Source organism: Parabacteroides sp. AF17-3 (assembly GCF_003635445.1).
Taxonomy (GTDB): domain Bacteria; phylum Bacteroidota; class Bacteroidia; order Bacteroidales; family Tannerellaceae; genus Parabacteroides; species Parabacteroides goldsteinii.
This window is the reverse complement of the sequence record NZ_QTMM01000037.1, coordinates 391-8,258: the sequence shown is the minus strand read 5'-3', so window position 1 is coordinate 8,258 and position 7,868 is coordinate 391. Positions and strand designations below refer to the sequence as shown.

Here is a 7,868-nt window from a genome sequence, read left to right as displayed (position 1 = left end):
ATGATTTGACTTCCCTAAAAAATGATATGAAAAAGACAAAACTTGAAAATCAGCAACAGGTTTGGAAAGGATGCAAAAAACAACCGGTCAGACAGCAAGCATGGCACATTCCGAAAATATGGTCAGCCGCCTATCGACACACCGGAAGAAACCTCTGCAATTCCTTTTAAAAAAATGAAGCCGAAGAATGAAGCATACAATATTCCACGTATCGAAAAAAGTGACTGCACGATAAAATGAAAGGCTGCAACGGAAGAACAGACTTGCGGATTCTGCGGGGAGAACATAACCATACAGGCATACAGCCACTACAACTGTTTCCGGAAAAAGAAGATTATACAACCGGAAAAACAGAAAGGCATCCACTCGGAGAAAAGCAAGCAAACGATTGAAGCGGACTGCCGATTTAGCGGCGAAATATCCGACTACCTATATACAGCCCTAAAAGGCTGGGGCATATGGGTAAGCAACAGACTGCCGGGCAAATAAAAGGAGAGTGGCATAGCCGCCGGAAAGAGGTTGTCTCGATGTGGCCGAAGCTCCGAAAGCAGACCGGATATGCCTCTCTCCTTTGCCTTCCCCATTCCTGGATTTCACACAATCACGGAGCCTGCGAGTGACTATGAGAAATCCTGAAACGGGGACAGTCACTCCGCTGAAAGGGTGGGTGGGAAACATGTGACTTTCTCCAAAATAACAAATAGGGGTATAAAGATCTCAAAAGAAAAGAAAGCCGTTCCAGAAAAGACTGGAGCAACTATCACCATCTACTGTTCTTTAAGTTAATTGCAGCAAATCCAAATCATCAGTGACCAATCCATCCAATACATGTTGGATTTTATCAAATATAGCCTTATCTATGCCATACGTGGCGCATAACGATTGAAATTTGCTTACAGCATCGAACACCTGTAATATCTTCTTTTCGGGCTCCTCTACAAAATCCTCGGCAAAGTTGACGAAATCACTTGTAGTCAAGGCAGACCTTTTGCCCATCACGCCCATCGAATGAATGTGTGCTGAAGAATTTTCCCATGTATTTGCCGTGAACATTACATCATATGCAGGTGATAAACGCCATACCCCTGCCTTATCCATGATAAACGATATGTTCTTATTATGATCATCGGATATACCTGCGACATAATTAAATACCATTCTGATAAATATCTGATCTTTGTCTTCCTGGGGAAGTTTCAGAGTCTCTGCTATCCAACACAGCTTCATATAATCATCTGCACCCGGCATAATGGCCGCAAGGGTCTGACTAAAGAGCTTTTCTCCATTCTTACGATCAAATCTTTCCGTTACGAAATGATTTCTTCCATCAATTTCTTTCAGGAAGCATGGCATCATGTTGATTCCCGCCGCCTTTGCCATTTCGCTATATACCATTTCTATCTCTGTGGTAGGAGAGTCATCTGCTTCTTTAAATTTGATGATATACTGCTTAAAATTTTCAGGCAAATCCACCTGGCCGGAACGAAACTCTTCCGTTTCGAGATTATAGGCAATCACTGCCTTCGGGCGCATGCCACCGGCAGAAGTTCCAAGATATATCAACTTTTTCATCGTGAGGCTATCCTCCGGTGATATGACAGCAGCATCTCGATCATTATATATTTTAGAAGCCAAAGTTGCCAATGATGACATATTTACTGACTCATGGATGGCATCATCATTAAATTCCGGTTCAAATTCCAATGCTCCCATAGCCCTCTTGCCAATATAAGAGAGCTTCAATAGAGGCAATGATTCCGTAACCTTTATATTATTATCCGTGAGCCATTGGTCAAATAGGGAAGCCCCCCATTTGTCAGGAAGCGCATCTGCAAGAAATTCCGGAAGCCCTTGATATAATTTATCTTTATTCCCATAGAAAGACGCAAACAAAGGGGTTCTCTTAGGGTGTGTGGAAGGGCATATATCATAATCTTGTTTCCTATATTCATCCGTAAATTGGAATACAGAACAATGCTTTTCAAAGTCCCAATTCAATTTGCCAATGCAAGTCCCCCACAGATATACATTCACTATAATCGGCTCTTTCTTCATACCATCTTACGTTTACCGTTAATTCTTTGTATTCTTTTACCTGTTTTTTCATTGATTAGGAAAGGGGAGTCTGGAAGTTCCGGAACCAAACCGACAACGCCTTCAAGAGTTCCACTTATACGCAAAATCTTAAGCAATGTACTTAGGGCAATATCACTTACTTTACAAGATTCTATTCTCTTAATAGTAACGATAGATACTCCTGCCTTATCCGCAAATTCTTGCTGGGAAAAACAGCAGCTAAGTCTTATAGACTTAACTCTCTTGCAGATTTCCTTTACAATACATTCATCTGAAAATTCGTATATTGTATATGTATCATATAATCTTTTCATAGAAAAACATATTTAGGTATCATTTTTGATACAAAAATACCGATAAATCTGAAAATCACCAAATTAAGAAACACTTTTTTTATAATCTTCTGCCGCATTAGCAAACGATTGAAGCGACCTTGTGCCGCTTCAATCGTTTGATTGCTTTTTCTTTTTAGTCCGGGGGTTCTTATTTTTCCGGAGTCGGGTAGAACTTAGTAGCTACCATCACAATGCGGTTACGTTTCTCCCCACTTTTAGAATCCGTCCATTCTTCCGGCTTAAAGTAGCCTTCAACGGTAATCAGTACATCTTTTTGCAGTATCCAAAAAGCATAGCGGTCTTCCATCTTACTCCAGGCTTCAACTTTCATAACAGAGGAAACAAATGTTTTTTCTTCATTTATCTTGCCTATGCGACTGACCACAATAGAGAAGTGTGCAACCTTTACTATTTCGAATAAATGGATTTCTGCATCCCTACAAATCCTGCCTGTTACTGCGAATGAATTTTCAATCTTTTTCATATCTCTGATTTTTTAGAAGTTAATTAATCAATTTTACAGTGCAATAACTGATTGTTGGCTTTGGGGGACACCATGAAAAAAGATATAAATACTCTTTTTATGCTGGCCGGAAAAAGGAAGATTTGTAACTTTTTTATTGGTGAAGATGGCAGCAAATAATTCGGGTTAAATACGCTTTTTATGCAAGGCAAAAAAAGGAAGATTTCAGACGAATAACAACGTGGTGTTTGTGAATCGTCCCCTTATCCCCGTAAAAGGGGTTAGCAACAATCTATATTTGCAACGGAAAATGATTTGACTTCCCTAAAAAATGATATGAAAAAGACAAAACTTGAAAATCAGTAACAGGTTTGGAAAGGATGCAAAAAACAACCGGTTAGACAGCAAGCATGGCACATCCCGAAAAGATGGTCAGCCGCCTATCGACACACCGGAAGAAACATCTGCAATTCCTTTTAAAAAAATGAAGCCGAAGAATGAAGCATATCATATTCCACGTATCGAAAAAAGTGACTGCACGATAAAATGAAAAGCTGCAACGGAAGAACTGACTTGCGGATTCTGCGGGAGAACATAACCACACAGGCATACAGCCACTACACCTGTTTCCAATAAAAGAAGATTACACCACCGGAAAAGCAGAAAGGCTCCACTCGGAGAAAAGCAAGCAAACGATTGAAGCGGACTGCCGATTTGGCAGCGAAATATCCAACTACCTATCTACAGCCCTAAAAGGCTAGGACATATGGGTAAGCAACAGACTGCCGGGCAGTCACTCCGCTGAAAGGGTGGGTGGGAAAAAACTAAGTGGACGCAAAAAACAACCTTACCATTGGGGGATAAACTTCCCCCTATTTTCACTTCACATATTCTTTACCCCACTTCAATTGATTCAACAAACTTCAACAACAAAGCGACTGTTACCGTATGAAATGAAAGCTGATTGAACAACTTATGCGCTTTCAGCATCTCAATAGCGGCTTCAGCCGTAACAACTCTCTGTTCATAAAGCCGAATTGTCGCATATAACTGGTCATTTGCGACAGGCCCCATTATTAGGTCATAGTCACCGTTTTCTCTTCCTCTGCGGTTGTTGACAACAAACTCCAGCCATTCTTTTGTCGCACCCATAAACCGAAGAACCGGATATTCCCTATCAAGAATATCATCGGGAACTTCATAAACAGAGACGATTGCTTTTTCGCTCTGTTCCCTGTTCTTCTTCAACAAAGCCCATTTTTTTGCTTGTTCAAAGTTGGTTGTCGTATAAAATCCCTTCCCAAAGTCCGTAGCCTTCCGTCCTTTCTGTATATTAGGGCGTTTCACGGTAACTGTAGATCCATGAAATAGTCTCATTTTCTTTTATTGATATAAGTCGTTATAGTATCTAATATATATTCGGGGTCTTGGGTATGAAGCATTTCAAAAGTCTCATCCAAAAAATCAAAAACCCCATAGTCCGAAAACAACAACAAGGTTTCTTCCGCACTTTGTTTCTTTTCCTCCCTATAATTCTCAATGCAGAACATCTTGAAAAGCAGGATCTTCGTGTCACCGTTATACCGTCGTTTTTCTTCTGTTTTTTCCTTCTCCAATGTTTCATAAAGCGACAATGTACTTGAATACCATAACTTGGTACTCTTATCCAGCAAAGATTTATACAACTTGGAAGAATATATATAATACAGTGCATCGCCTAAAGGCAATGCCTTTTTCTTCATGACCAGTTCTACCAGCTCTCTCATCACGAATGGGAGCATGGTTGAGTCAAGTTCTCCTTGATTTTTATGAGTAATTTCCATATTCTTGTTGTTATTACTTTAGCATATTTTCGAAAACACCTTCTTCACAGTTCTTTATACACACCTGACACTCGGCCACCACTTCTCTTAATATTCGGGCACATTCTTCATTCGAATGCCCTTGCAGTAATTCATAGGCATATCGCATCAGTTCATTAGCTTCCATTGTTTCCATCCTTATCAATAATATTCAAGTTCATCATTATTTTCTGCAACGACTCCATATTTGGAGTTCCTAACCAACACACACCTATGCAAAAGGTCATATTGTTCTCTGTATCTGAAAAACGCATATTGTTTTACCTTTTACAAACATTGTTGTCCCATTAAAATCTAAAAGAGTTCTTTGAAATATTTGAAATTTAGTTAGTTACAGCGATTTTCCGAGCGAACGGACTTGAATTTGTAGCTTTGCATCAGATTAATCCGATGGCATATGTTCCAAGACAAATACGTTTTCGCTCAATTGGCTTCATTTCTGAATCGAAGTAAGTTTAACCGCATAGTCACCAAGTATGATGGTGATAAATATGTGAAGCACTTCACCTGCTGGAATCAACTACTTGCTTTGATGTTTGGTCAACTTTCTAATCGTGAAAGTCTGCGAGATTTGATAGTTGCTCTTGAAGCTCATCATTCCAAATGTTATCATTTAGGAATGGGTAAAAATGTATCAAAGTCATCGCTGGCAAGAGCAAATCAAGATAGAGACTATCACATCTTTGAAGAATATGCTTACTACCTGGTTAGCGAAGCACGACAAAAGTGTGCTAATCATATTTTCAAACTTGGCGGTAACGTTTATGCTTTCGATTCGACTACTATTGACCTGTGCCTTTCAGTCTTTTGGTGGGCAAAATTCCGCAAAAAGAAAGGTGGTATCAAAGTGCATACATTATATGATGTGGAAACACAGATTCCTGCATTCTTTCATATCACGGAAGCATCCGTACACGATTCTAAAGTTATGATTGAAATTCCTTATGAACCAAGCTCTTATTACATCTTTGACCGCGGTTATAACAACTTCAAAATACTGTATAAAATTCATCAAATTGAAGCCTACTTTGTTGTCAGAGCAAAAAAGAATCTCGGGTACAAATCCATCCAATGGAAACGTAGGCTGCCTAAGAATGTGCTTTCAGACGCAAGTGTATTTCTGACAGGATTCTATCCTAAACAATATTATCCAGAGCCACTTAGATTGGTTAAATATTGGGATGAAGAACAAGAACGAGAATTTACATTCATAACCAATGCGATGCATATATCTGCGCTTCAAGTTGCTGAACTTTATAAAAATCGCTGGCAGGTAGAGCTGTTTTTCAAATGGCTCAAGCAGCACCTTAAAATCAAAAGATTTTGGGGAACTACAGAGAATGCTGTTCGAATACAGATATATGCTGCTATATGCGCTTACTGTTTGGTGGCAATCATTCAACACGATATGCAACTGAACAGAAGTACATATGAAGTGTTACAAATACTGAGCATCTCATTGACTGATAAGACTCATCTGAGAGACCTCTTTGATAAAACTAAATTTCAAAATGACAAAGAACGATTCGGACCAAATGGGCCAAGTTTATTTAATTTTTAATTCGTCCCAATTTTAATGGGACACTAATGTTTTACAAAGGTAAAACAATTAAGTAAAATTCATCTATCATTGCTTTTCATATTTATTGTGTCTTTCTCTTTTGCATCGGAAGTATTAGCACTTACAGCAACCAGACAGTATGACATCGCCACGTTTGATCATACCGCTGGAAAACAACGATATACAATCTGAATCAAAACAGATTGTATATCACCAATTTCTTTTTTTGTGCCTTGTTAAACGTATAAGAAGTTCCTCCGGCAGATTTTCCATCCCAATAGGCAATCAGCCTACAGGCGTGTGAAATCATGTAATCATTACGGTGGGCATAGCATTGGGCATAATAATATTCGGATAGAACTACCACCTTGTCGGCTTGGCGCAAAATATCAGCATACCTCTGTTTGTCCTCTTTGTTGAAATACACATCTTGCCCGACATAAGGAACAACCGCCACCAAAACCATATCGGGATATTGTTTCCTTTGTTCAAGTACGGTATGAGCAGCCATCATGTCAAATCCAACCGCACAACCAATATAGAAAAAACGGATTCCATTCTCATAGCAGAAACGTACCTCTTCATTCAACGATACGGACAAAGCATATTTATTTGTTCGTATCGTTCTATGACCGGTAAAAGCAACGGACATCATTTTCATCCATTTATCACGTGCCTTTCTACATATATCCAACGAACCTGCCGAAGTTTCATACACCATTCCATTCACCTCATAACGATAAGTGAACCAAGTAGTATCTCCAAAGATATCCTTCTGCTTCTCTATATAACTCTCTTTTTCTTTCATCTTATAACATACGGACAACTGTTTTACCTAAAAAGAAACCTCCCAAAACCTCACCTCCTATTTTTTCCAACTGACATGCGAAACGAGCATACGAAAACCCTTTTGTTAAAATATCGTCAAATACCAAGATTTTCTTACCCCGAAAAAAGTCCTTGTCAAATTCTATCACTTGTACTTTTTGAAGCGACTTGCTGTCAAATTTCTCGTGAATAGCCAAACGATCTCCACTGACACGTATATGTTCATACGCATTGATAGCACCTGAAAACTTACACACAGCCGAAGCAAACCCCTTATAACGAAGTTCATTCTTATCAGCGGAAGAAGCCGGAACACAAGCAAAAACAATATTCTTAACATCATCACCAAAAACTTGATGTAACTTATTCGCTATCATCCAAGCTATATTCAAATAAGCTTTTCCATCCTTAAAACTCCATATCATCTTACGAATTTGCCATTCTCTTTCCGTTGCCTGCCGATATTGCATAGGAAGATACTCAAAGAAAGAAAACATCATCTTATGCCATTGTCTGTCTAAACTAGGATATTTACTCTGATGTGCCATAGTCTTTTATCTATTAAAATTAAACTTATGCTTCAGCTAGATTTAAAGACCTTTTTTTAAACCCCTTTCCGGGATGGCCTTTTCTTTCTGCCGACTTTTTTTTTGAGCTTTCATGCCCCATCTGAGTTTATGAGCCTTTTTTTTACGGCACACAACAATAAGGAAGGAGGGATTAAGAAAAGTTTTGGACGACAA

11 protein-coding genes are annotated in these 7,868 nt (G+C 39.0%); 3 read left to right on the top strand and 8 right to left on the bottom strand.

The annotated features are described in order from the left end of the window. Positions 1-458 precede the first annotated feature (458 nt). The gene (locus tag DWW91_RS27965) at positions 459-620 is read left to right on the top strand and encodes a hypothetical protein (RefSeq protein WP_005868748.1); all 162 of its coding nucleotides are present in this window, start codon (positions 459-461) and stop codon (positions 618-620) included. 157 nt (positions 621-777) lie between these two features. Here the strand turns inward: DWW91_RS27965 and DWW91_RS27335 are convergent, their stop codons facing one another. From DWW91_RS27335 to DWW91_RS27325, 3 genes are all read right to left on the bottom strand, one after another. Beyond that, positions 778-2,055, bottom strand: coding sequence for a type II toxin-antitoxin system HipA family toxin (locus DWW91_RS27335; RefSeq protein ID WP_005868749.1), 1,278 nt, complete (start codon positions 2,053-2,055; stop codon positions 778-780). Beyond that, a complete protein-coding gene (locus DWW91_RS27330) occupies positions 2,052-2,390 on the bottom strand; it encodes a helix-turn-helix domain-containing protein (protein ID WP_005868750.1) in 339 nt (112 codons plus the stop codon). The genes DWW91_RS27335 and DWW91_RS27330 overlap by 4 nt, the downstream gene beginning before the upstream one ends. A gap of 169 nt (positions 2,391-2,559) precedes the next feature. Then, entirely contained in the window at positions 2,560-2,895 is a 336-nt protein-coding gene (locus DWW91_RS27325; protein WP_005868751.1) for a single-stranded DNA-binding protein, read from the bottom strand. 331 nt (positions 2,896-3,226) lie between these two features. On the opposite strand from DWW91_RS27325, the gene DWW91_RS27320 reads away from it, so the two are divergent. After that, positions 3,227-3,424, top strand: coding sequence for a hypothetical protein (locus DWW91_RS27320; RefSeq protein ID WP_007564664.1), 198 nt, complete (start codon positions 3,227-3,229; stop codon positions 3,422-3,424). Positions 3,425-3,768: 344 nt separating this feature from the next. Here DWW91_RS27320 and DWW91_RS27315 read toward each other — a convergent pair whose 3' ends face one another. Genes DWW91_RS27315 through DWW91_RS27960 form a run of 3 tightly spaced genes read right to left on the bottom strand, consistent with a single transcriptional unit; the run spans position 3,769 to position 4,872 of the window. Further along, on the bottom strand, positions 3,769-4,251 hold the full coding sequence (locus DWW91_RS27315; RefSeq protein ID WP_005868753.1) for a DUF3990 domain-containing protein: 483 nt from the start codon (positions 4,249-4,251) through the stop codon (positions 3,769-3,771). Continuing rightward, the gene (locus DWW91_RS27310) at positions 4,248-4,697 is read right to left on the bottom strand and encodes a DUF3791 domain-containing protein (protein WP_005868755.1); all 450 of its coding nucleotides are present in this window, start codon (positions 4,695-4,697) and stop codon (positions 4,248-4,250) included. The genes DWW91_RS27315 and DWW91_RS27310 overlap by 4 nt, the downstream gene beginning before the upstream one ends. 13 nt (positions 4,698-4,710) lie before the next feature. Next, entirely contained in the window at positions 4,711-4,872 is a 162-nt protein-coding gene (locus tag DWW91_RS27960) for a hypothetical protein (protein ID WP_007564662.1), read from the bottom strand. Between the two features lie 261 nt (positions 4,873-5,133). Between DWW91_RS27960 and DWW91_RS27305 the strand changes: the two genes are divergently transcribed. Beyond that, positions 5,134-6,297, top strand: coding sequence for an IS4 family transposase (locus DWW91_RS27305; RefSeq protein WP_005868407.1), 1,164 nt, complete (start codon positions 5,134-5,136; stop codon positions 6,295-6,297). 193 nt (positions 6,298-6,490) lie between these two features. On the opposite strand, the gene DWW91_RS27300 is transcribed toward DWW91_RS27305, so the two are convergent. Both DWW91_RS27300 and DWW91_RS27295 read right to left on the bottom strand, forming a co-directional pair. Continuing rightward, entirely contained in the window at positions 6,491-7,105 is a 615-nt protein-coding gene (locus DWW91_RS27300) for an SLOG family protein (RefSeq protein WP_005868759.1), read from the bottom strand. A 1-nt stretch (position 7,106) separates the two neighbouring features. Further along, positions 7,107-7,673, bottom strand: a complete 567-nt coding sequence (locus tag DWW91_RS27295; RefSeq protein ID WP_005868760.1) for a phosphoribosyltransferase — start codon at positions 7,671-7,673, stop codon at positions 7,107-7,109. Positions 7,674-7,868: the final 195 nt, after the last annotated feature.